Consider the following 23,237-nt stretch of genomic DNA (forward strand, 5'->3'; position numbering starts at 1 on the left):
ATCTCACTCGGATTAATATCATAATACTAAAAATTCAAAACTTATCAAAATAAACTTGTGAATATTTTTTAATCATCGTTTCTATATTAAATTTCTTTGTCACATACTCTTTGGCATTATTCCCAGTTATAGCCAACATATCGGGTGATTCAATGTACTTGAACATACATTCAGCCAATTGCTCTGCACCTTTACTATATAGAAAACCTGTTTGCCCATCTAAAACAACTTCAGGTATACCTTCAACTTTAGTTGCTATTGAAGGTATCGAAAAATATGCTGCTTCAACGAATACAAGGCCAAATGCTTCCCACTTTGATGGCTGGCAAAGTACATCCACGTCATTAAAAAAATCGTCTTTATTAGTTATCCAACCTAGCATTTTCAAATTATCTGTCAGACCGAGTTTTTCTATCATCGACTGACAATCTTGACGTAATTCGCCATCACCCGCCAGGCTGAATCTGAGCCTTAGATCGCCTCTATATTCTTTTAATACAATATTAGCAGCCTCTATAAATTCCAAAGGATTCTTTTGTTCATCTAACCGCCCAAGAAATGAGAAATGAATCCCTTTATTATTTGTTTTATTTATAGGGTTTAGATTACTAAAATCAACTCCATTATAGATAACTTTACTTTTTACAAAAGGATAGTATTTTGTGTAATTTTTGTTCACCGTTATATTTACATCACCAAATAGAGTAGCTATATTTTCTAATATATAATAAATGGATCTGATGACAATGTTTGTATGTGCGTGGAAGGCTATGCCATGAACTGTATGGACAATTTTTTTTACACCAGCGCATCTGGCCGCAATTCTCGCGATAATCCCTGGCTTTGTCGAATTTGTATGAACAATATCATAAGAGTTATTCTTAAATAATTTATATAATTCGAAAAAACACTTAATATCATGAAAGCCAATACTTCTTTTCATGGAATTGATTGGTATGACTGAAATATTCTGCTTCTTAAATATTTCAACAAAGTCATTGTCAATCAAATCACCACAAATTACTATCTTTTCAATCGGACCTTCTGTACTACTTAAACCTGAAAGTATATCCAACGTAATTTGTTGAACACCTGACAATTTTGGAATAACTTGAACATGTGCAATTTTCACAAGATATGACCTTTATATCGTACCCAAGCCTTTATTTCAAAATAATACCTTTAAATATGGAAAGTATAATTAGAAATCTATATTTAACTTTGTCGTACAAAGTTCTGCTGCTTTCGAAACCAGTAGTTGTTACTGTTGACCTATGGCGCCTGTATAAAACAAGCGGTTTTTCAACAAAATATACACTACCATAATGAGAGCCTACAATACCTAACCAAAGGTCATGGCCAATGGCGTATTTTGGAAATGGGGATGCTTTTAGAATTACATTCTTATTAAATGCCATGCAGCAGCCATGGAATGAACTCTTATGAAAACTCCTAAAAACACTTGAGCTAGGTTTGATATAAGAAAAGTAAGATTCAATTAAAGTATCGTTATTCTCATCGATTACTTTACAGTTGCAAACTACAACTGAGGGCTTATCGTTTTTTAATAATTGCAAAGTTTCACTTACTCTTCCATCAAGCCAAATATCGTCTTGATCAGAAAGGTATATATAATCACCATTTGCTTTAGATAATGCATTTTGAACATTCAGTGAAACTTTTGCAAGTGTATTAATTTTTAATTGCAATTTCTCATCAGGTTTGAAAAGAAATACTTTAATCCGTGGATCATTTATATCACGGATTACAGAAAGAGTATTATCCGTCGAGTAATTGTCTGAAATGATGATTTCATCTTGAAGTGAAAGTTGAGACAAGATACTCGCTAGTTGTTCTTTTATATATTTTTCACCATTATATGTAGGTATACAAACCGAAATCATTTTTTTCCTCGTACATAATTATTGTAAAAAATGGATATAAATTTCAACATTTTAGTTCTTTGAACCAATTTTATCCCTCTAATCAAAACCATCATGAAGTAGATAAGTTCATCATAAATATTGTTTTTTTCACAGAACCTTGCGCATTCACAATATATTGCATATCTGTTTAGGAGGTTATTATAATTTTCATCATCATTTGATAAGTCTTGTTCTAAAGTTAGGGGCATTAGATAAAAACTGCTAGATATATTTTTCAAGCGTTCGATGAATTGAAAATCACTAAAGTCTAAATAGACTTTATTATTATAACCGCCCGCTAAAATTGCCGTATTTACATCTAGCAACATCCCACTGTTAATTGGTGAGTACGTATTTAATGAATAAATACCGGAACTCAATTCATTAGTAACAAAACCTCGATGAAAAGCATATCGCAGTGGAGAACAAAACTCCCCCTTCTTAGTTAATAATCTGGGAACATGAAGATTAATTCCTGGCTGATCTTCAATTGACTGTTGATAAAATTTAAGGGCATCAGAAGGGAAAACAGTGTCTTGATCTAATAGTAATACATATTTATAATTTAATTCATTTGCCTTTTTCATTCCCGAATTATAAGCAGTGCTAACCCCAGAGTTTTTAATATCATGATAATATATTACATTTCTATTCCTATATACTTCACACACTATATTATTTTTTATAAAATTTTCTGGAGTGTTATCATAAACAAATATATCTGAAATACTATTATCAATATCACTATCAAGTAAAGTATTGATGCTTTCTGCATCAGAGAGCTCTTTCTTATATAATACAACTATAGGTAATATTTGTTTTTTCATAATTAAATATGGTAACCATTGACTATTTCGTTATGATATAAATTCATCAGTAACACAAGCACTGATAGTAGAACCAATAAAAATCTAACGATGTTTTTTTGCTTACAATAGCTTGCTAATATTGGTAAAACAACAATGTCAGCTACAGAGAAGAGCTCACTAATACGGATAGCAAATGCAGGAAGTGAAGAAAGTAGGGCTAAGCAAATCGGAGACAATGTATATAGCTTACATAACACAATAATTGAAGTATTGTTTTCGAACTTTTTAGCATTACAGAAAATCAGTATAATAGCCCCTATTCTAATTAATTGCAGTGCAGATAATACATTAACTGCTTCAACCATTCCGTTCGCTGTTTGATATTTATAAATGTTCAACTTTTCTTGAATTACCGAAATAGGCATATATTCCAGTAAATTTAATGGGCTGATGTTCAAAAATATCAAACCATAACTAGCACCAGTTATAACAATCGATGACAAAATAAAATTACTGCTAATTTTTTGCCTATCAAATAATAAAGAAATTAATAATACCACTAATGAAAAATGAAAAAGCATGCCAATCAGTACATAAGTAATGAATTTGCTTTTTCTTTCTTCAACTAGATATTTAAGGGCAAAAAAACCAATAGCACTAGCAACGCCTATTCTTATTTGCGTCAATTCATGAACAAAATAAAAATTAGAATAATAAAGTAATAGTGATAAGCATATATACGGAGAGAAGTATCTTATGTATTTAGCCTTATAATACAGAGCCAATGCGGCATATATTATAAATATTAATACAGGAGAACTTGTTAAAGCGTGTGATAAATACGTAAATAAAATAAAAGTTGGCTCGATGGTGTATGAATCGCCATTAACTAAATATTCATAAATACTTATATATGTTTTATAGTCCCGATCAACTTCATCTCCTCTCAACACTGCGACAAAGAAAAGAATAAATATAGAGAAATAAAACATTTTTTTGTTATTTTCAAAACAACAACTTAGAATTAGCACTGATAATAATATAAGATATATTAGCATTTATTGCCTACTAGTGATTATCAAACTTTCGCATTCCTTTACAGAGGATGTATTTGAATAAATAAAAACGTCGCCGCATTCCCCAAAAAACCTTGATTGGCCTAGCTAAAAACTTATTGAAAAGAATAATTTTGTAATTGATATTCTTTAACTGTGTTTTCTTAATATCGGCCCCCATAAGCGTGAAACATTTAATTTTATCTTCTAAATTTGATTGTTGCGGTTCTAGTTTATAATTTATCCATCCATGATGGTCAACAGTAAAGAACCTTGGTGTTCTACATGAATACAACTCGGGACGCAGATATCTTATATGATCTGGATAAAATTTATATCCTGTAATAGACCAATCCCAGCGATAAATTGCCGCTGTTGTATCAACTGGTGAAATAAAAAGAGGTCCTATTTTCGAGTTTTTATCATATAACTTAGTTTCTTGCTCATAGATCTCTTTATAAAATGGATCATCTGAAATCAAATTCCAATCAAGTGAAATACCTATTTTGCCAATGCACTTGTATTGTTCCATATACTCTATCAGTTCCGACAACCAACAGACTTTATCATTATTATTTTTAAACTCTATATCACCATCAGTTAAAATGAAAAACTCTGAATTAATCGTTTTCCTTATTACATCTAAATGTTTATTTAGCCCCAACACCCAAAGGTTATTTTTATTCTTCAACACAGATACTTTCTCATGCGTAGAATACTCATTTAGAATTTCAATTTGTTCTTTTTCATCTGAGTTATTATCAATTATATATATATGAAAAGGACAAAATGTAGTTCGTAGTATCGACTCAATGCATTTTTTTAAAAATCCATTTTCATTCCTGGTCATAATAATAATAGGGGTTAGTTGTTTCATTTCAAGTCCTGTTAAAAATCTGATGTTTCAAAAAATCTCGTAGTGATTTACTACCAAAGATGAAAATACAACCAGAAATGATAGATGTTATAAATCCTAAAATAGTACAGTTGATGATAAAATTGAATATACCTAGCGCATGAAACTTTTCAGAAATATCCAATTTATAGATGAAAATATAATAAAAAGTAATCATTGTTATGAATGACAGCGACCAAACCAATAAGTGATGCTTTATAAAATCAGATAAAGATTTATTAAAAGCTTCCCTGTATAAATAGTAGGGCCTAGCAACCATTATAATGCACACATTAGATATTATTGTACCGATGATAACGCCATTGATCCCAAAAAAATGCACTAAGACTAAGGAAAAAATGAGGTTAAGACAACCTTCTAAAATTGGAAGATGAGTATCAGACATGTACCCATATGCTACTTTAAAAATATCTACTGAGGTCCTCGCTATTAAGCAGAAACCGTTAAATGCTAACAATGCAACAGTCATTCCCGGTAATACTACTCCCTCCCCTAGCCATAAACTTATTAAACTACTAGACACGATGAAGTAACAAAAGGCAAAGATTGTTCCACCGCACATAAAAATAGAGTCAATTTGCAAGAATTTCTGATAAGTAGCCTCGCTTCCTTTGTCATGTAGATAATTTCCCAATGCAGAGTTAAGAGGCACACTTAGGGTAGTTATTAAAAATGACATTGCCTGCGCTAGCATGATATACGAAGAGTAAGATGTTACTGTAGCTAATCCCAAGAATATTGAGATGATAATATAATCAGTATTGAAAATTAATACTCCTGAAACCTTATGGATGAAAGTTTTTTTAATTTCAGTAAAAATATCTCTTTTAATACCGGTGTGAATACTTACTTCAATACAAGAATCTAATGAATAATGTTGCTTAATGATTTTTTTGAAAAAATACATTTGTAGAATAACTGAAATCACTTCCAGCAAACTAAATAATATGAAACCAAAATTGAGTTTTAAAATGATGATTTGTAATATAAAACAAATAACTCTGCCAGAACCATTAATTATTCTTAAAAAATGTACTTTCTGGTCTGCAGTAAGCAAGATTGATTCGGCACTATAACTGTACGATAAGGCCGTACTAAATACGAAAAAAATCCATGGCAAATAAAGATCATATATCTTAATATCTGACTTAACAATAAATGGCAATAATAAACAGAGAAACAATCCAATAACAATTATGACTTTTTGGATTACTTTATAAATATTCCTTATGGCAATAAATGTAGTAGATAATGCTCTATTATTTTTTTCATTTAATGGTTTAAATAGTAAATATGTTGATGCAGTGCCCAAGCCCAACTCTGCTAAATTCAAAAAACCTAGCATTTGATTTATAAGGAGATAGTATCCTGTTAATTCAGTACCTAATGTATCAAAAAAAACCTTTCTAACCCAGAATGTCATAGCCATTATTATAATTGAAAAAACAAAGCCATATTTGAATGACTTCATTACACTTTTTGTTCTCATAGGGTCATCATCGGTTCAAAGCTAGCAAAAAATAAATTGATAACTGAGTAATGTTTTGTACATCACTCAGCTAAGTGTCATAATTCTTTGAATTTTGGAGCATTACGATCTTTATCAGAAAGGATGTAATCTTTGTTGATATCTGGCCATGTTATGTCAAGCTCTGTGTCACACCAAAGAACACTTCGATCATGCTGTGGTGAGTAATAATTCGTTGTCTTGTAGACAAACTCGGCAGTTTCACTAAGCACAAGGAAACCATGTGCAAAACCTTCGGGGATCCAAAGCTGACGTTTATTTTCAGCAGAAAGATGTACTCCAACCCACTTCCCAAAAGTTGGAGAGCTTTCCCGAATATCTACAGCGACGTCAAAAACTTCACCAACAACACAACGTACTAGTTTCGCTTGAGCAAAAGGAGGTAATTGGTAATGAAGACCCCGGAGTACACCTTGGGTAGATTTAGAGTGGTTATCCTGGATGAAATCGACTTTTCGTCCCACCGCTTCTTCAAAAACTTTCTGATTGAAGCTTTCGAAAAAGAAACCACGGTCGTCGCCAAAGACTTTAGGTTCAAAAATCATTACATCTGGAATTTCAGTTTTAATAATTTGCATCAGTGTTAATAGCCCTTAATCATCTTCATCAAATATTTACCGTAGTCATTCTTTATCAACGGTGCAGCTAATTTCTTCACCTGCTCTACGTCGATAAAGCCCTTACGGAAAGCAATTTCTTCCGGGCATGCAACTTTTAACCCCTGACGAAGTTCGATAGTTTGAATAAAATTACTGGCTTCAATCAAACTTTGATGTGTTCCCGTATCCAGCCAAGCGTAACCGCGTCCCATCATGGCAACGGAGAGACGCCCTTCCTCAAGATAAAGTCTGTTAATGTCGGTGATTTCATATTCGCCACGTGCAGAAGGTTTTAACCCTTTAGCCATTTTCACTACACTATTGTCATAGAAGTAAAGCCCTGTGACCGCGTAATTACTTTTAGGTTCGAGTGGTTTTTCTTCAAGAGAAATAGCTTTGCCTTCTTTATCAAACTCTACAACACCGTAGCGCTCAGGATCATGTACATGATAGGCAAATACCGTTGCACCAGATTCTTTGGCAACAGCCGCTTCTAATTGTTTCTGCAAATCATGACCGTAGAAAATGTTATCTCCTAATACGAGGGCACAATCATCGTCACCAATAAACTCTTCACCAATAACAAAAGCCTGAGCCAAACCATCCGGGGTTTCTTGAACTTTATATTGCAGGTTCAACCCCCACTGGCTACCGTCTTCCAGCAATTGTTCAAAACGAGGTGTATCCTGTGGGGTACTGATAATCAATATATCCCGAATCCCCGCCAGCATGAGTGTGCTGATCGGGTAATAAATCATAGGCTTGTCATAAATAGGTAAGAGTTGTTTACTCACTGCCATTGTTACAGGATATAAACGTGTACCAGATCCGCCTGCGAGAATAATTCCTTTACGAGTGGTCATATTAAGCTCTCAATTTTTTAATCTGCCCCTTGAGGCAGTACAATCAGTTTATAGGCCTGAAGGTGTGAATAACTCTGCAAGCATGCGTTTAACGCCGATATCCCAGGATGGCAAGGTTAAATTAAAGGTGTCCTGGAATTTACGGTTATCGAGCCTGGAGTTATTTGGGCGACGTGCGGGTGTTGGATACGCGCTTGTGGCAACAGGTAGCGTTTGCTTTAAGGCCAGTTTAAAGTCGTTAATCTGAGCTTCAGCGAAAACCAAATTGGCGTAGTCAAACCAGGTTGTTGAACCTGAAGCTACCAGATGGTAAAGACCCGCAACTTCAGGCTTGCTAAGCGCTGTTCTGATTGCATGAGCAGTACAATCGGCAAGCAGTTCTGCACCTGTAGGCGCGCCAAACTGATCATTGATGATTGACAGTTCTTCTCTGTCTTTAGCAAGTCGAAGCATAGTCTTAGCAAAGTTGTTGCCTTTACCGGCATACACCCAACTTGTACGAAAAATCAGATGTTTCGGGCAATACTTCTGCACGGCCACTTCTCCGGCAAGTTTCGTCTCACCGTAAGTATTTAACGGCCCGGTTGCATCATCCTCAGACCATGGAGTTACGCCATCACCAGGGAAAACATAATCTGTAGAATAATGGACTAACCAGGCACCAATGGCAGCAGCCTCTTTTGCAATAGCTTCAACACTTGTTGCATTTAATAGCTGCGCGAAATCCCGTTCTGATTCCGCTTTATCAACTGCTGTATGGGCAGCGGCGTTGACAATCACATCAGGTTTAATACGGCGGACTGTTTCTGCAACGCCTTCAGGATTACTGAAATCTCCGCAATATTCTTGCGTATGTACGTCAAGCGCAATAACCTTTCCCAACGGTGCGAGTGCTCGCTGTAATTCCCAACCTACCTGACCCGTTTTACCGAACAGAAGAATATTCATTATTTGCGCTCTCCATAATTCTGCTCAACCCAGGTCTTGTAGGCTCCGCTTTTTACGTTGTTCACCCACAACTGATTATCTAAGTACCACTGAACAGTTTTGCGGATACCGCTTTCAAAGGTTTCGACCGGTTTCCAGCCAAGTGCAAGATTAATTTTCTCTGCATCAATCGCATAACGACGGTCATGACCCGGGCGGTCAGTCACATACGTGATCTGTTCGCGATAGGATTTTTCTTTAGGAACCAGTTCATCCAGCAGATCACAAATAGTCAGAACCACATCGAAGTTTTTCTTCTCATTATGTCCTCCGATATTATATGTCTCGCCAACTTCGCCGTTAGTGACCACGGTATAAAGCGCGCGAGCATGATCCTCTACATATAACCAGTCGCGAATCTGATCGCCCTTACCGTAAATCGGCAAACTCTTTCCTTCTAATGCATTTAAGATCACTAAAGGAATGAGTTTCTCCGGGAAATGATACGGCCCGTAATTGTTAGAACAGTTGGTGACAATACAAGGGAGGCCATAAGTGCGCTGCCAGGCGCGAACCAGATGATCGCTTGATGCCTTCGATGCTGAATAAGGGCTGCTTGGTGCGTAAGGCGTTTTTTCAGTAAACAGAGGAAGTTTTTCCTCAGCATTCCACTCATCCGGATGAGGCAAGTCTCCATAAACTTCATCGGTGGAGATATGATGAAAACGAAATGCCTCTTTTTTATTGCCCGTCAGCTGTGACCAATAAGCACGCGTCGCTTCAAGTAAGGTATAAGTCCCTACAATATTGGTTTCAATAAATTCAGCCGGCCCCGTAATTGAACGGTCAACATGACTTTCGGCAGCCAGATGCATGACGGCATCAGGTTGGTGCACCGCAAAAATCTGATCAATTGCCTCTTTATTGCAGATATCAGCCTGGACGAAAGCATAACGGTCATTTTGAGCGATCATGGAAACAGACTCAAGATTACCTGCGTAGGTCAGCTTATCGACATTAATCACGCTATCTTGAGTATTATTTATAATATGGCGAACTACCGCAGATCCTATGAACCCAGCACCGCCTGTCACTAATATCTTCATTTTACTGTCTCTCTTTATACATATCAAATCTGAATTTTAGGCTTTGAAATTTCGCTATTAGCTATTATTTTCTTTCAGCGTTCCTATCTTAGCCAGCTTATTTATAAACAACACAAAAGCGCCAAAACAAGCAATAAACAAAATGAGAACACCAAGCTGGTTATAATTCATCATATCAGCGTAGATGCCTACTGCAGAGAATGATATTGCTATGGCCAATACAACACCTAACGCAGTTGAATGCGTAAAACCATATTTCAATAATATGTGGTGTAAATGCTCACGATCGGGTTTGAAGGGGCTGTCACCTCGTCTGACCCTTGAAATCATAACGCGAATCATGTCCATCAAAGGAACAGCGATAATCCATAATGCTGTAACCGGATGCAATATGGCAGTTGTACCCTGCGTCGCAAGAATAATTAACCAGATTACGGTAAATCCAATTAATGTACTCCCGGCGTCTCCCATGAACACTTTAAATTTACGTCCCCACGGGATGCCAAGATTGAGAAGAATATAGGGGAAACAGGCGATGGTTAGACAAATACACCACTGTGCAAGTTCATATTTGCCATGTAAAGTGAAGGCGATACCTAAAGAGGCAAAGCTTACGCATGATAATGCCCCCAAAAGTCCATCAATACCGTCCACCATATTGAATGCATTAATTGCACACATAACAGCAAAAATAGTAATCAGATATCCTAGTATGCCCAATCCAACAGCATACCCCAGGAATATATCGCCTAAAGAAGAAAGATGTAATCCACTGAACATCATAATAATAGCGACAAAAGCCTGGAGCAAAATTCGCGGCGTAACTGGCAAATCAAACCTGTCGTCCAATACACCAACAAATAACAGAAGACTTACACAAGTAATGTAGTATTCAAAATTTGGAAACCAATTTGGTTGTAAAATAAACAACACCCAAATAGATATATATATTGAAACTCCGCCCACAAGAGGAATATGCCCGTTATGATGTTTCCTTGCATTAGGTTTATCAACTAATCCTACGCGCCGGGCAACCTTACGGGCAACAAATAATGAAGCTAACGCACTAAAAAATATTATAATATATTCTTGCATGACCGCACCATGTTCAATAGATTAATGTTTTATACACCCTAAATATTTTTAATATATGATAAATACTTATGAAACTTCATGAACGTAGTTTTTTAGCCATTTAATAAATTTTACTTCCGGTAAACTGACGACCTGAACAACCCTATCTGTCTTGGTAATGGAGACAAAAACGAAGTAAATTTGTACTGCGGGCAAACAGTGTACAGTAAAAATCCACGCTACCGCCCCTGGCTCTGAAGCTACCAATGTGCTTATCTTGATAAAAAACTAAATATCAAACACTTATAAGAGTAACATCTTCCACTCTTACTAACCAGGGAACCTCCCCTGACTGACTTAATCGGTAATTTTTATCCTAAACGTATGCGATAGCAAGACCTAATCATCTTAAAAGACATCGCGATAATCTTCAGAACACATTGATTTCGTTTAAAAACGTAACCGGTTAGCGCTGAACTCAAATCGGTTAATAACAGTCACTCTACTTTTCCATCGTTAATTCAGTAATATATAATCTACAGAGTTGCCATAATATGATTTTCAGCCACGGTTTAATGTTGATTTATGTTTGTGCACATAGCCTAGCTCAATACTCTGATTAACGCAGCCTAAACACACGTATTTTGTGAATAAATGCCTGTTTAAACAACAACATTGTACAGATAACGTACTGTAGGTAATCGATGCATAAATGCTTCGGTCATGATTACTTTATAATAGGATTTCGATTAATAAATAAGTGGCTGCTTGTCTATTTTTCAGGCATAAAGACGTAAATGACTCTTTCATAGAAGTCTTTTATACTGTGCGGTCATGTTCACAAGCAGGGTCTCTTCGCTCATAAAAAAGCACCATAAAAATGGTGCTTTCAGAAATACAAAAGTCAGTAAATTACTCGCCAGCAAACTCTTTAAGCCAGGCTTTGAAAGCATCACCTTGTGAGTTATGGCGCACGCCGTACTCCACAAAGGCTTTCATGTAACCCAGCTTATCGCCACAGTCATGTGAACGACCGGTCATAGTGAAAGCTTCAACGGTCTTTTTCTTCATCAACAGTGCAATTGCATCTGTCAGCTGAATTTCGTTACCTGCACCGTAAGGTGTGATCGCCAGCAGCGGCCAGATATCTTCGGAGAAAACATAACGTCCTACGACAGCCAGGTTGGATGGCGCATCTTTACGCTCTGGCTTTTCAACGATTGCCGTCATTGGTGTGCTTTTACCTGGCTCACCCTCAACGCCGTTACAATCGACAACGCCATATTTAGAGACGTCTTCTTCCGGCACTTCTTCAACCATAACCTGACTGTTACCGGTTTCTTTAAAACGGGTCAGCATAGCGGCAAGGTTATCTTTGCGCAGATCGCTGGTGGAATCGTCCATCAGAACGTCTGGCAGGATAACTGCGAAAGGTGAATTACCAATCAATGGCTTGGCGCACAGAACAGCATGACCCAGACCTTTGGATTGCCCCTGACGCACGTTCATGATGGTCACACCTTTAGGACAGATGGACTGCACCTCTTCCAGCAACTGACGCTTGACGCGTGTTTCCAGCATGCTTTCCAGTTCGAATGAGGTATCGAAGTGGTTTTCGATCGCATTTTTGGAGGAATGCGTAACCAAAATAATTTCTTTGATGCCCGCTGCAGCACATTCATTAACGATGTACTGGATTAAAGGCTTATCGACGATAGGCAGCATTTCTTTTGGAATTGCTTTCGTCGCTGGCAACATGCGTGTGCCCAGACCGGCAACAGGGATGACAGCTTTTAACATTGTAAAGGATACTCCTTGAAACCTATTGTGTTTAAATTCAGTCAGTTAGCACCAAAGCAAGTCAGGTAGTTCACCAGGCTGAAAATGTAAATGCAAACTTATTACCCAGCACGATATTTTCTTCCGTGAGTATAGACCCTGTGATGTCATTTAGGGGACCATACTGCTCACCCGGAACATCAAATACATATTCTGTATATGTGATTACGATACCAGTAAGCAGCACCAAACGGTAAGCCTAAGACGCAAAATTAGGAATGTTGAACCTGTTCGGCGGTTTTATCATCACAATTTGCTGCATTACAAATCATTTGGTTTAACCACTCTAACTTAGCGGTCCCTGATGTGCTAATCCTCCCATCATGAGGGGTACGCTACTGTTTTAGATTTGAATTTTCCTCCTCTGGCGCCCATTATTCAACGTGCGGCAACCGCCGTGTGACTAAAGGTGAAAAAAGTAATATGGAATGGATCGCCGATCCGTCGATTTGGGCCGGGCTGGCTACCCTGGTAGTACTCGAAATTGTTCTGGGCATAGACAATCTCATTTTTATCGCCATTCTTGCGGAAAAACTTCCTCGTCAGCAACGCGACAAGGCGCGTGTCACCGGGCTTTTACTGGCATTAGTGATGCGGTTACTGTTGCTGGCCTCGATCTCCTGGCTGTCTACACTCACCCGCCCTCTTCTGACGGTGCTGGGCCATGCATTCAGTGCCAGAGACATGATCATGCTCACCGGCGGTGTGTTCCTGCTGTTCAAAGCCACGATGGAGTTAAATGAGCGGCTTGAAGGGAAAGACGAAGAGCAAACTCAGCAACATAGTGGGGCAAAATTTTGGCCCGTTGTCGCGCAAATTGTTGTGCTCGATGCCGTCTTCTCGCTGGACTCGGTCATCACGGCCGTCGGGATGGTCGATCACCTCGCCGTGATGATGGTTGCGGTATGTATCGCCATGGGTCTGATGTTGCTGGCAAGTCGTCCGCTGACGCGCTTTGTTAATGCGCATCCGACTATTGTGATTTTGTGCCTTAGCTTCCTGCTGATGATCGGGTTCAGTCTGGTTGCGGAAGGCTTCGGCTATGCGATCCCTAAGGGCTATCTTTACGCTGCAATTGGTTTTTCGGTGATCATTGAAGGCCTGAACCAACTGGCACAGTTTAACCGTCGACGTTTTTTGTCCTCTCGCCGTTCATTGCGTGAACGTACTGCCGAGACGGTTCTGCGTGTTCTGCGCGGTAAGCATGAAGAAGCGGAACTGGATGCACATTCCTCGGGCATGATTGCCGACAGCACAAATGAAGAGGATGCGATTTTCAATCAACAGGAACGTCACATGATTGAACGCGTTCTGGGGCTCGGACAGCGCACAGTCAGCAGCGTGATGACCTCGCGCCATGATGTCGACAACCTTGAGCTAAATGACCCGGTTGACGTGTTAACGCAGCAAATTGCCAATAATCAGCATACGCGTATTCTGGTGACAGAAGACAGCTCAACAGATGAACCGCTGGGCGTGGTTCACGTGGTTGATCTGCTGAAACAGCAATTGTTACAAAATGAACTCGACCTTAAAGCGCTGATTCGTCAACCGCTGATCTTCCCCGAACAACTTTCTTTGCTGATGGCCCTCGAACAGTTCCGTCAGGCCAAAACGCACTTTGCTTTCGTGGTCGATGAATTCGGTTCCGTTGAAGGCATTGTGACGCTGACGGATGTGATGGAAACCATCGCCGGGAATCTGCCGGAGTCGGATGAAACCCCTGACGCACGCCATGACATTCAGCAACTGGACGACGGTACCTGGATCGCCAATGGCTATATGCCGCTTGAAGATTTGGTGATGTATATCGCCCTGCCTGTTGACGAGAAACGTGAATACCATACGCTGGCGGGGCTGCTGATGGAGCATACGCAAAGCATCCCGCAGGTGGGCGCGCAGATCTCCATCTATGATTATTTGTTCGAGCCACTGGAAGTCAGCAGTCACCGGATCCTGAAAGTGAAAATCACATCACTGAAGCCGCAAAACGACAACGACTACGAAGTTTAATCATTGTTGTAAAAAAAACGGGTGCCCTGTTAAGGCACCCGTTTTTTATTCGTAAGACATTACTTATTCAGAAGCTTTTGTACTTCGTCATTTCCTTTGCTGTCTTTACGTTTATCTATCCAGTTCTGAATCGCGCTGCGCGCGCTCTGTTCCAGCGTCTGTCTCAGCACCTGATCAACCTGCAACTGATAACCCATCTGAGCCCATGGGCCGTAGACCCGCAGGGGGATATCGGTGGTTTTCAGTGTATTAATCAGATTGCTGTCACCCTTCCAGCCACCGGTCACACGGATGAGCAAGTTCATGTCAACCTGCTGATCTGCCATGTCAATGGTGCCGTTACCTTTCGCTGTCACCATCGGCGACTGACCTTCAAGATTTTTCAGCGTTAAGGTACCCGCGGCAAGTTGTCCCTGAGCTCTCAGCGTATCGATCTGACTGTAATGATCATAACGCTCAAGCCCCTGAACCTTGTCGCTGCTGCGGGCAACGGCCTGCTGGATAAGCTGCTGAATATTAATGCCATTCAGATGCGTATTATCCATTGAGAGTTGCCCTTCTCCCTGCCAGCGTCGCGCGAAATCTGCGGCGGAAAGCCCTTTGCCATTTACGTCACCTTTGAGTGAGAAGCTCCCGGTCAGCGCTTTTGGCAGGCCATAGGCGGTCAGAACATCGCCCAATTCAATCTTGTTCACGTCCGGCACCAGATGAACCTGAATCTGTTTCCCGGTGACATCCATATCGCCAGGCAATGAGAAGGTACCTGTGCCCATGTTGCCGCTAAAGGTGGATAAACCGACCTGACCCTGCTGATTAACCGCATTCAGTACCAGATTTTGAATTTTCAAACCACGATAGGTCAACTCTGCCACCTTCAGCGCCAGGCTGGCATCAAAGTTTTGCAGATTACTCAAACCATTGGGTTGATTGTCTACATCACGGGCAATAACCGGTGCTGAGGTAACAGCAGGCGTACTTTCACCGGATGTCTCATCCGTTTTAGGCTGCCAGCCGCTAAGGGCATCGAGATCGAGCTTATTGGCGGTTAAATTCAGCTGATAATCAGGACTATCGCCCAGCGTGGCAGATGCGGTTCCGGCGATCTGATTATCGTTCGCCGTTAAGTTCAGCTGGTTCAGTTTGACGGTATCCGTATCGCGCTGATAACTGGCCTGCATAGCACCGTTACCCTGAACGCCCTTCACCGGAATATCGGCACCGCTGAGCTGATAGGTAAATTTGCTGATATTCGCCGCGAAGGCCTGAGGGTAATGCTGCATATCCAGTTCGGCAGTCATGGTGAATGCCAGATCGCGCTGATTGCGGCTGATACGGCTGGAAACCTGAAGAGTGGCCTGGCGGTTATCGTTCTTGTCCATTTCCATATTGATATCACGGACATTAATTTGATCATCGTTGCCACGCTGCCAGATAAGCAAACTGTCGACGATGCTCAATTTATCGATATCAAATTTCCAGCCAGCCTCAAGATCGGGTGCTGCCGGCGCCACTGGCGTCGGGGTGGAAGGGGCAACCGGCGCGCCGGGCTGATTTTCTTCACTGTCAGGCGTTAACCGCACAACCGCATTTTTCAGCAGCACTTGTTTTACCGCAAGCTGATGAGAAAGCAGCGGCCAAAGTTTGACGTCCAGCCGCATGTTTTCCGCGCTGACCACCGGCGCTTTCGCACCCGGCGCAGTCAGGGAGGTTTGCCCTGCGATAATGCTCATCTGAGGCCAGACATGCCAGCGCAACGGACCGTTAATCGCGAGCTGATAACCGCTTTTCATCTCAACCCGCTCCACCATGTACTGGCGGAAGTCGTTTGGATTGATCAGAAATACCAGCGAAGTCATGCCGGCAATGATAACCACCAGTAAAATAACCAGTGTCGTCAGTAGTCTTCTCATGCCTTCCTCACGTTTTTATCCGACCTGCGGATAAAAAGCTGAATCAGTCTTCATCAATACGGCTGGCAACCGCGCTTTGCTGGTCGCGATATTTCGCATCCTGACGGCTGTTATAAGGGCGTGCCGCCGGGCCGGAAAGCGGCTCGAAACTCAATGCACCAATCAACATGCCCGGGCGCAGCGCCAGTGGCAATTTACCTGAATTATAGAACTCCAGCACGATGCGTCCCTGCCAGCCCGGATCGATACGGTGTGCCGTCACGTGAACCATCAACCCCAGACGTGCGAGGGAGGAACGCCCGTCCAGCCAGCCGACCAGATCGTCGGGAATAGAAACGGTTTCAAACGTCACGGCCAGCGCAAGTTCGCCCGGATGAAGGAAGAACGCCTCGCCTTCCGGCAGGACGATCTCATCACTCATCACTTTATCGAGAGAAGCACTGACTTCGTCCTTCGGGCCACTCAGATCGATAAAACCTGCGTTGTGCCCGAGGAAAACGCGAAATCCATTACCCAGACGTACATCTACTGTAGCACCGTTAATACGTTCGACAGGCGGACGCGGGGAAATGCCTAATTTGCCACTGTCCAGCCAGGCTTCTATATCTCGATCGCAAAGTCTCATCGTTTCTCCGGTATGGTTTTCTACGGCTGCATCCGCGATTAGTTAAAGAATTGGCTGATTTTCGCCTTGAGGATATCAATCGCAATCCGGTTCTTGCCGCCACGCGGCACAATGATGTCTGCGTATTGTTTGGAGGGTTCGATAAATTGCAGGAACATTGGGCGGACGGTTTTCTGATACTGCGCCATCACGGAATCCATTGAACGGCCACGTTCATTGACGTCACGCTTCATGCGGCGCATGAGGCAGATATCCAGCGGCGTATCCACGAAGATGGAGAAGTTCATTTCCTGGCGCAGACGCACATCAGTCAGCAGCAGGATCCCTTCCAGAATGATGACTTTCTTAGGTTTCAGCGTCACCGTTTCGGCAAGCCGTGTGTGCTCAATAAAGCTGTAGCTCGGCAATTCGATTGCCTGGCCTGATTTCAGCGCCTGTAAGTGCTGAAACAGCAAATTGTGGTCCATCGCACTTGGATGGTCGTAGTTGGTTTTGACCCGCTCTTCCATGGTCATGTGGCTTTGGTCTTTATAGTAGCAATCTTCAGGGATCACCCCGATGTGCTCATCGCCTACCTGATCACGAAGTTCACGGTATAACGTACTGGCGATAAGGCTTTTTCCCGAAGCAGATGCGCCAGCGATACCTACGATGACACACTGATGGAATTTGTCAGACATAAAATTAAAGACCTGATTTGGAAGTTGGAAGGCAAGCACAGACGTGTGCTTTGAACGCGCCAATTATAAGTTCAAGACAGCGCCTGATGCCAGCGTTAAGGCTGTGTAATCGCTGACATCAGGCAATAAATCGCAGAGTTGAGAGATTAAACTGCGCGGAAAGCGATTTCTGTAGGAATTGCATCGCCTTTCCAGAACAGATGTGATGCGACTTTTGACGCCAGTTCACGGTAAATCGTTGTAAATTCACTCTCCGGGTTAGACACCACCGTCGGTTCACCGCGATCTAAATCCTCACGAAGCGAGATGTGTAACGGCAATTGTGCCAGCAATTCACAACGGTATTTTTCTGCCAGCCGTTGTGCCCCGCCGGTGCCAAAAATCGGTTCGTGGTGACCGCAATTGCTGCAAACGTGCATGCTCATATTTTCGATAATGCCTAACACCGGCACATGCACTTTCTCGAACATCACGATACCTTTCATCGCGTCGAGCAGCGCGATGTCCTGCGGCGTGGTGACAACCAACGCGCCGGTAACAGGAATATTTTGCGACAGCGTCAGCTGTATATCACCGGTACCCGGTGGCAGGTCGATGACCAGATAGTCCAGATCCGGCCACAGCGTATCCTGCAACATCTGCATCAATGCTTTGCTGGCCATCGGGCCACGCCAGACCATGGCGTTCTCATCGGTAACCAGATAACCAATTGAATTCGTAGCCAGCCCGTGCGCCATAATGGGCGACATATGCACACCATCCGGCGATGTCGGGCGCTCATCTTCGGTGCCCAGCATGTTTGGTACTGAGGGTCCGTAGATATCGGCATCCAAAATACCGACCTTTCCACCCTCGGCCGCCAGCGCCAGCGCCAGATTGACTGCGGTGGTGGACTTCCCTACGCCGCCTTTCCCCGAACTGACCGCGAGAATATTACGCACACCTTTAATGCCCGGCTGCTCGTTGGCCCGTTTCATGGTGGCGATGTCGTGGCGCAGGTTCCACTGAATGGCGGATGCACCCGTCACGCGCAGCAGTTCGCCGCTGGTTTCATCTTTCAATACTTCGAAACCGCTTTTCCAGGCGAAGGGCAGCGTCAGATCGATATGCAAAACCTCATCCATTAACACGCAGTGATGCAGTGCTTTAATGGCGTTGAGATCTTTTTGCAGAGTGGAATGGCGGAAGGTGGCCAGTACGCCGGTCACTAGTGCGCGCAGCCCCGCGGGGGTGGTCTGCTGTGGGGATTGAGATGTCATCCCGGCTCCTTGAAAGGGGTTGTCAGACTATTTATTAAACGACTTATTCTCTAAATAGCATAACAGAAGAGATGTAGAGATCCCCCGTTTGTTTACGCGGGGCGGCGCTTTCGGTTAACATCAATACCCCTGATTTCAACAACAGAAAGCAAGCTCTTACTATGGCTCAAGTCGCGAAAAAAATTTTGGTAACCTGTGCACTTCCGTACGCCAACGGATCCATCCATCTTGGTCACATGCTCGAACACATCCAGGCTGACGTCTGGGTTCGTTTCCAGCGAATGCGCGGCCATGAGGTGCACTTCATCTGTGCGGACGATGCGCACGGCACGCCGATCATGCTGAAAGCACAGCAACTCGGTATCAAGCCGGAAGAGATGATTGCCGAAATGAGCCAGGAGCATCAGAAAGATTTCGCCGGCTTTGGCATCAGCTATGACAACTATCACTCCACGCACAGCGATGAAAACCGTGAGCTGTCCGAGCTGATTTATGGCCGTCTGAAAGAAAACGGTTTCATCAAGAATCGCACCATTTCTCAATTGTACGATCCGGAGAAAGGCATGTTCCTGCCTGACCGTTTCGTCAAAGGCACCTGCCCGAAATGTAAATCGCCCGACCAGTACGGCGATAACTGTGAAGTCTGCGGTGCGACCTACAGCCCGACCGAACTGATCGAGCCAAAGTCCGTGGTGTCTGGCGCTACACCGGTCATGCGTGATTCCGAGCACTACTTCTTCGATCTGCCAGAATTCAGCGCGATGTTACAGGCGTGGACCCGTTCAGGTGCATTGCAGGAGCAGGTCGCGAACAAAATGCAGGAATGGTTTGAGTCCGGTCTGCAACAATGGGATATCTCCCGTGATGCGCCATATTTCGGTTTCGAAATTCCGGATGCGCCGGGCAAATTCTTCTACGTCTGGCTGGATGCGCCTATCGGTTACATGGGTTCATTTAAGAATCTTTGCGACCGTCGCGGCGATCTGAACTTCGACGAATTCTGGAAGAAAGATTCAACGACCGAGCTGTATCACTTCATCGGTAAAGATATCGTTTATTTCCACAGCCTGTTCTGGCCAGCCATGCTGGAAGGCAGCAACTTCCGCAAGCCTACCAATCTGTTTGTTCACGGTTACGTGACGGTGAACGGCGCGAAGATGTCCAAATCCCGCGGTACATTCATCAAGGCCAGCACCTATCTGAACCATCTGGATGCCGATTGCCTGCGTTATTACTACACCGCCAAACTGTCTTCCCGTATTGATGATATCGATCTGAATCTGGAAGATTTCGTGCAGCGCGTGAACGCCGACATCGTCAATAAAGTGGTCAATCTGGCTTCCCGTAACGCTGGCTTCATCGCCAAACGTTTCGACGGAAAACTGGCGGATACACTGGCTGACGAAGCCCTGTTTAAAACCTTCACCGATGCCGCTGAGAGTATTGCGCAGGCGTATGACAGCCGCGAATCTGGCCGTGCTATCCGTGAAATCATGGCGCTGGCCGATCTGGCAAACCGTTACGTGGATGAGCAGGCACCGTGGGTTGTGGCGAAACAGGAAGGCCGCGACGCCGACCTGCAGGCTATCTGCTCAATGGGTATCAACCTGTTCCGCGTGCTGATGACGTATCTGAAACCTGTTCTGCCATCGCTGGCAGAGCGCAGTGAAGCCTTCCTTAACACCACGTTGAGCTGGGATTCCATTGCACAGCCTTTACTGTCGCATCAGGTCAATCCGTTCAAAGCGCTGTTTAACCGTATCGAGCTGGATAAAGTGGCCGCGATGGTTGATGCATCAAAAGAAGACATTGCGGCAGCGAAAGCGCCGGCAACAGGTCCGCTGGCGGATGACCCGATTCAGGACACCATCACATTTGATGATTTCGCTAAAGTGGACATGCGGATTGCGCTGATCAAAACCGCAGATTTCGTGGAAGGTTCGGACAAACTGCTGCGCCTGCAACTGGATCTGGGTGGCGAGACGCGTCAGATTTTCTCCGGCATTCGCTCTGCCTATCCTGATCCAAAAGCGCTGGAAGGCCGTCTGACCATCATGGTCGCTAACCTCGCACCGCGTAAAATGCGCTTCGGTATTTCTGAAGGAATGGTGATGGCGGCTGGCCCTGGCGGGAAAGAGATCTTCCTGCTCAGCCCGGACTCCGGTGCACAGCCTGGTATGCAGGTGAAATAAGAACGTATGACGACGCCTCCCCCGTCAGGGGGAGGACGTTAAATCACTTCGGCCAGTTCGGCCATACACTGCGTGGATATTCTCTGTCGATATCCGATTTCGCCAGCCCGATATCTTTCAGCTGATCCGCACTCAGTCCGTGTAAAATTTTGCGGCTGACCCGGCGCTCATTCCAGCCATGTACCACGGCAAACAACTGTTTTAACCATCCGCCTTTTTTAACCGGCATCTGTACTGCACGCTCAGCCACCCCGACATCCGCACAAACCCTTGCCTCACACCCTGCAAACTGACGTTCTTCAATGATATTTTTCATATTCTTCTCCCGTTAAAGACCTGACAACAGGATCGGATAAACGGCAAAAACATTACAGATTCAGTTTTTTAGTATTTCAACCATACAGATCTGGATCCAATCACAGATACGGGGTTAGATTGTATGCATCTGTACTGTTTTGTTTGCGCCGAGGTTGAGGAAAAGATAATGAACCGTTATGAAAATCTGGCGAGCGTATTGAGTGACCGCATCGAACAGGGGTTGTATCCCGCCGGGATCCGTCTGCCCTCCGTGCGTGTTTTGAGCAGTGAGCATGGCGTCAGCGTGAGTACGGTTCAGCAGGCTTACCGCGTGCTGGAAGAGAAACAGCTGGTGGAAGCGCGCCCTAAATCCGGCTACTTTGTGAAAGGCGCGCGTATACAGGCCGCCCTGCCCTCGGGATGCCGCCCGGCACAACGACCCGTTGAGATCTCACAGTGGGATCAGGTGCTGGACCTCATCACTTCCCCGCATCGTCCCGGCGTGGTGCAACTCGGGCGCGGCTCTCCGGATGTTACCGCACCGACGCTCAAACCGCTCAGTCGCCTGATGGGGCGCGCCGGTCAGCATCAGAATCTCAACGCATTTCATTACGACAGCATCTACGGCTCGGAAGATTTGCGCGAGCAGATCGCCCGGCTGATGATCGACAGCGGCAGCCATATGGACGCCAGCAATATCCTGATCACCACCGGCTGTCATGAGGCGCTGTCGATCGCCATCCGCTCCGTGTGCGAACATGGCGATATCGTCGCGGTCGATTCCCCGAGTTTTCACGGTGCAATGCAAACCCTGAAAGGCTTCGGCATGAAAGCACTGGAAATTCCTACCGACCCGGTCACCGGAATCAGCCTTGAAGCGCTGGAGATGGCGCTTGAACAGTGGCCCATCAAAGCGATACAGCTGACGCCTAACTGCAATAACCCGCTCGGCTACAACATGCCGGATGATCGCAAAAAAGGCTTACTGCGTCTGGCACAGCGTTACGATCTCGCGATTATCGAGGACGACGTCTATGGCGAACTGGCGTATCAGTATCCCCGCCCCGCCACCATCACCTCTTTCGATGAAGATGGCCGTGTTCTGCTGTGCAGTTCGTTTTCGAAAACGCTGGCGCCCGGTTTGCGTGTCGGCTGGATTGCACCGGGCCGCTATCATGACCGCGCCATCCACATGAAATACATCACCACCGGCGCCTCCGCGACGCTGCCACAAATTGCCATCGCCGACTTCATCAAACAGGGACACTATCTGCAACATATGCGCCGTATGCGCAATCAGTATCAGCGAAACCTGTGCGTAATGACCGACTGGGTCATGAAGTATTTCCCCTGCGGAACGCGGGTCAGCCGTCCTCAGGGGGGATTTTTGCTGTGGATAGAACTGGATGAGCGTATTGATACGCTGCGGCTAAACCGAATGCTGGAAGAATATAACGTGCAGATCGCCATCGGTTCGATATTTTCCGCATCGGGAAAATACCGCAATTGCCTGCGGATGAATTACGCCCAGCCCCTGACGGCAAAAACCGAACGTGCGGTACAGCGGGTAGGGATGTTGGTTTCGCAGATGCTCGAAGAAAGCTGAACGTCATGACTGCG

20 protein-coding genes are annotated in these 23,237 nt (G+C 43.8%); 3 read left to right on the forward strand and 17 right to left on the reverse strand.

All coding sequences use genetic code 11. The annotated features are described in order from the left end of the window. Window positions 1-34 precede the first annotated feature (34 nt). The 12 genes from ACQZQY_RS17830 to galU form a co-directional block, all read right to left on the reverse strand. The gene (locus tag ACQZQY_RS17830; protein WP_431296118.1) at window positions 35-1,132 is read right to left on the reverse strand and encodes a glycosyltransferase family 4 protein; all 1,098 of its coding nucleotides are present in this window, start codon (window positions 1,130-1,132) and stop codon (window positions 35-37) included. Between the two features lie 31 nt (window positions 1,133-1,163). After that, entirely contained in the window at window positions 1,164-1,904 is a 741-nt protein-coding gene (locus ACQZQY_RS17835; RefSeq protein ID WP_431296119.1) for a glycosyltransferase, read from the reverse strand. Then, complete coding sequence (locus ACQZQY_RS17840) at window positions 1,901-2,752, reverse strand: glycosyltransferase (RefSeq protein WP_431296120.1); 852 nt, start codon at window positions 2,750-2,752, stop codon at window positions 1,901-1,903. The genes ACQZQY_RS17835 and ACQZQY_RS17840 overlap by 4 nt, the downstream gene beginning before the upstream one ends. Window positions 2,753-2,754: 2 nt before the next feature. Further along, the gene (locus ACQZQY_RS17845) at window positions 2,755-3,726 is read right to left on the reverse strand and encodes an EpsG family protein (protein WP_431296121.1); all 972 of its coding nucleotides are present in this window, start codon (window positions 3,724-3,726) and stop codon (window positions 2,755-2,757) included. Window positions 3,727-3,802: 76 nt separating this feature from the next. After that, entirely contained in the window at window positions 3,803-4,666 is an 864-nt protein-coding gene (locus ACQZQY_RS17850) for a glycosyltransferase (protein ID WP_431296122.1), read from the reverse strand. A gap of 1 nt (window position 4,667) precedes the next feature. Continuing rightward, on the reverse strand, window positions 4,668-6,176 hold the full coding sequence (locus ACQZQY_RS17855) for a lipopolysaccharide biosynthesis protein (protein WP_431296123.1): 1,509 nt from the start codon (window positions 6,174-6,176) through the stop codon (window positions 4,668-4,670). 95 nt (window positions 6,177-6,271) lie between these two features. Continuing rightward, window positions 6,272-6,811, reverse strand: a complete 540-nt coding sequence (gene rfbC, locus ACQZQY_RS17860; protein ID WP_431296124.1) for a dTDP-4-dehydrorhamnose 3,5-epimerase — start codon at window positions 6,809-6,811, stop codon at window positions 6,272-6,274. A gap of 5 nt (window positions 6,812-6,816) precedes the next feature. After that, window positions 6,817-7,695 carry a glucose-1-phosphate thymidylyltransferase RfbA gene (gene rfbA, locus ACQZQY_RS17865; protein ID WP_431296125.1) on the reverse strand — a complete coding sequence of 293 codons (879 nt, stop codon included), beginning with the start codon at window positions 7,693-7,695 and terminating at the stop codon, window positions 6,817-6,819. 48 nt (window positions 7,696-7,743) lie between these two features. Next, complete coding sequence (rfbD, locus tag ACQZQY_RS17870; RefSeq protein WP_431296126.1) at window positions 7,744-8,643, reverse strand: dTDP-4-dehydrorhamnose reductase; 900 nt, start codon at window positions 8,641-8,643, stop codon at window positions 7,744-7,746. Further along, complete coding sequence (gene rfbB / locus ACQZQY_RS17875) at window positions 8,643-9,728, reverse strand: dTDP-glucose 4,6-dehydratase (RefSeq protein ID WP_431296127.1); 1,086 nt, start codon at window positions 9,726-9,728, stop codon at window positions 8,643-8,645. The genes rfbD and rfbB overlap by 1 nt, the downstream gene beginning before the upstream one ends. Before the next feature lie 57 nt (window positions 9,729-9,785). After that, window positions 9,786-10,823, reverse strand: a complete 1,038-nt coding sequence (gene wecA / locus ACQZQY_RS17880; RefSeq protein ID WP_431296128.1) for a UDP-N-acetylglucosamine--undecaprenyl-phosphate N-acetylglucosaminephosphotransferase — start codon at window positions 10,821-10,823, stop codon at window positions 9,786-9,788. Between the two features lie 891 nt (window positions 10,824-11,714). Then, window positions 11,715-12,602: a UTP--glucose-1-phosphate uridylyltransferase GalU gene (gene galU / locus ACQZQY_RS17885; protein WP_056769545.1), complete on the reverse strand. Its 888-nt coding sequence runs from the start codon at window positions 12,600-12,602 to the stop codon at window positions 11,715-11,717. A gap of 462 nt (window positions 12,603-13,064) precedes the next feature. Here galU and ACQZQY_RS17890 point away from each other — a divergent pair, with 462 nt between their 5' ends. Beyond that, window positions 13,065-14,654: a TerC family protein gene (locus ACQZQY_RS17890; RefSeq protein ID WP_431297207.1), complete on the forward strand. Its 1,590-nt coding sequence runs from the start codon at window positions 13,065-13,067 to the stop codon at window positions 14,652-14,654. Between the two features lie 59 nt (window positions 14,655-14,713). On the opposite strand, the gene asmA is transcribed toward ACQZQY_RS17890, so the two are convergent. The 4 genes from asmA to apbC form a co-directional block, all read right to left on the reverse strand. Then, the gene (gene asmA, locus ACQZQY_RS17895) at window positions 14,714-16,564 is read right to left on the reverse strand and encodes an outer membrane assembly protein AsmA (protein WP_431296129.1); all 1,851 of its coding nucleotides are present in this window, start codon (window positions 16,562-16,564) and stop codon (window positions 14,714-14,716) included. Between the two features lie 43 nt (window positions 16,565-16,607). Continuing rightward, window positions 16,608-17,189, reverse strand: a complete 582-nt coding sequence (dcd, locus tag ACQZQY_RS17900; protein ID WP_056769537.1) for a dCTP deaminase — start codon at window positions 17,187-17,189, stop codon at window positions 16,608-16,610. Window positions 17,190-17,227: 38 nt separating this feature from the next. Next, complete coding sequence (gene udk / locus ACQZQY_RS17905; protein WP_056769536.1) at window positions 17,228-17,869, reverse strand: uridine kinase; 642 nt, start codon at window positions 17,867-17,869, stop codon at window positions 17,228-17,230. Between the two features lie 146 nt (window positions 17,870-18,015). Beyond that, window positions 18,016-19,128: an iron-sulfur cluster carrier protein ApbC gene (gene apbC / locus ACQZQY_RS17910; RefSeq protein ID WP_431296130.1), complete on the reverse strand. Its 1,113-nt coding sequence runs from the start codon at window positions 19,126-19,128 to the stop codon at window positions 18,016-18,018. A 161-nt stretch (window positions 19,129-19,289) separates the two neighbouring features. Here apbC and metG point away from each other — a divergent pair, with 161 nt between their 5' ends. After that, entirely contained in the window at window positions 19,290-21,320 is a 2,031-nt protein-coding gene (gene metG, locus ACQZQY_RS17915) for a methionine--tRNA ligase (protein ID WP_136375907.1), read from the forward strand. A gap of 43 nt (window positions 21,321-21,363) precedes the next feature. Here the strand turns inward: metG and ACQZQY_RS17920 are convergent, their stop codons facing one another. Next, window positions 21,364-21,636: a DUF1127 domain-containing protein gene (locus ACQZQY_RS17920; protein WP_056769531.1), complete on the reverse strand. Its 273-nt coding sequence runs from the start codon at window positions 21,634-21,636 to the stop codon at window positions 21,364-21,366. Between the two features lie 168 nt (window positions 21,637-21,804). Here ACQZQY_RS17920 and ACQZQY_RS17925 point away from each other — a divergent pair, with 168 nt between their 5' ends. Continuing rightward, the gene (locus ACQZQY_RS17925; RefSeq protein ID WP_431296131.1) at window positions 21,805-23,223 is read left to right on the forward strand and encodes a PLP-dependent aminotransferase family protein; all 1,419 of its coding nucleotides are present in this window, start codon (window positions 21,805-21,807) and stop codon (window positions 23,221-23,223) included. Window positions 23,224-23,237 lie beyond the last annotated feature (14 nt).

Source organism: Rahnella sp. PAMC25559 (assembly GCF_050632365.1).
Taxonomy (GTDB): Bacteria; Pseudomonadota; Gammaproteobacteria; order Enterobacterales; family Enterobacteriaceae; genus Rahnella; species Rahnella rivi.

Excerpts from the sequence above, each read along its gene's own strand:
- ACQZQY_RS17835 (WP_431296119.1), bottom strand. The coding sequence starts at position 1,904 with ATGATTTCGGTTTGTATACCTACATATAATGGTGAAAAATATATAAAA.
- ACQZQY_RS17840 (WP_431296120.1), bottom strand. The coding sequence starts at position 2,752 with ATGAAAAAACAAATATTACCTATAGTTGTATTATATAAGAAAGAGCTC.
- ACQZQY_RS17845 (WP_431296121.1), bottom strand. The coding sequence starts at position 3,726 with ATGTTTTATTTCTCTATATTTATTCTTTTCTTTGTCGCAGTGTTGAGA.
- ACQZQY_RS17850 (WP_431296122.1), bottom strand. The coding sequence starts at position 4,666 with ATGAAACAACTAACCCCTATTATTATTATGACCAGGAATGAAAATGGA.
- ACQZQY_RS17855 (WP_431296123.1), bottom strand. The coding sequence starts at position 6,176 with ATGAAGTCATTCAAATATGGCTTTGTTTTTTCAATTATAATAATGGCT.
- rfbC (WP_431296124.1), bottom strand. The coding sequence starts at position 6,811 with ATGCAAATTATTAAAACTGAAATTCCAGATGTAATGATTTTTGAACCT.
- rfbA (WP_431296125.1), bottom strand. The coding sequence starts at position 7,695 with ATGACCACTCGTAAAGGAATTATTCTCGCAGGCGGATCTGGTACACGT.
- rfbD (WP_431296126.1), bottom strand. The coding sequence starts at position 8,643 with ATGAATATTCTTCTGTTCGGTAAAACGGGTCAGGTAGGTTGGGAATTA.
- rfbB (WP_431296127.1), bottom strand. The coding sequence starts at position 9,728 with ATGAAGATATTAGTGACAGGCGGTGCTGGGTTCATAGGATCTGCGGTA.
- wecA (WP_431296128.1), bottom strand. The coding sequence starts at position 10,823 with ATGCAAGAATATATTATAATATTTTTTAGTGCGTTAGCTTCATTATTT.
- galU (WP_056769545.1), bottom strand. The coding sequence starts at position 12,602 with ATGTTAAAAGCTGTCATCCCTGTTGCCGGTCTGGGCACACGCATGTTG.
- ACQZQY_RS17890 (WP_431297207.1), top strand. The coding sequence starts at position 13,065 with ATGGAATGGATCGCCGATCCGTCGATTTGGGCCGGGCTGGCTACCCTG.
- asmA (WP_431296129.1), bottom strand. The coding sequence starts at position 16,564 with ATGAGAAGACTACTGACGACACTGGTTATTTTACTGGTGGTTATCATT.
- dcd (WP_056769537.1), bottom strand. The coding sequence starts at position 17,189 with ATGAGACTTTGCGATCGAGATATAGAAGCCTGGCTGGACAGTGGCAAA.
- udk (WP_056769536.1), bottom strand. The coding sequence starts at position 17,869 with ATGTCTGACAAATTCCATCAGTGTGTCATCGTAGGTATCGCTGGCGCA.
- apbC (WP_431296130.1), bottom strand. The coding sequence starts at position 19,128 with ATGACATCTCAATCCCCACAGCAGACCACCCCCGCGGGGCTGCGCGCA.
- metG (WP_136375907.1), top strand. The coding sequence starts at position 19,290 with ATGGCTCAAGTCGCGAAAAAAATTTTGGTAACCTGTGCACTTCCGTAC.
- ACQZQY_RS17920 (WP_056769531.1), bottom strand. The coding sequence starts at position 21,636 with ATGAAAAATATCATTGAAGAACGTCAGTTTGCAGGGTGTGAGGCAAGG.
- ACQZQY_RS17925 (WP_431296131.1), top strand. The coding sequence starts at position 21,805 with ATGAACCGTTATGAAAATCTGGCGAGCGTATTGAGTGACCGCATCGAA.